Origin of the sequence: Anaerobacillus alkaliphilus (assembly GCF_004116265.1) — a bacterium.
GTDB lineage: Bacteria > Bacillota > Bacilli > Bacillales > Anaerobacillaceae > Anaerobacillus > Anaerobacillus alkaliphilus.
In genome coordinates, this window is record NZ_QOUX01000065.1 from 1 (window position 1) to 247 (window position 247).

A 247-nucleotide genomic window follows, 5' to 3' on the forward strand; every position below is an offset into this window, starting at 1 on the left:
CCCGGATCAAAGCTTACTTACAGCTCCCCGAGGCATATCGTTGTTCGTCACGTCCTTCTTCGGCTCCTAGTGCCAAGGCATCCACCGTGCGCCCTTTCTAACTTAACCTAAATTTTCCGAAATAAGCGGCGAATATCTTCGTCGCCTTCATTCCTCAATCATCCTCATGTACGTTAATGTACACTGCGGTGATTGACTCACTCGGCTCCTCGATCTTCTTGCTTCTTTCGAAAAATTACCTAGATTT

1 rRNA gene is annotated in these 247 nt (G+C 47.0%); it reads right to left on the reverse strand.

The window, feature by feature from the left end:
- Nucleotides 1–108 (reverse strand): 23S ribosomal RNA (locus DS745_RS24355); the annotation flags it as partial.
- Between the last annotated feature and the right edge of the window lie 139 nt (nucleotides 109–247).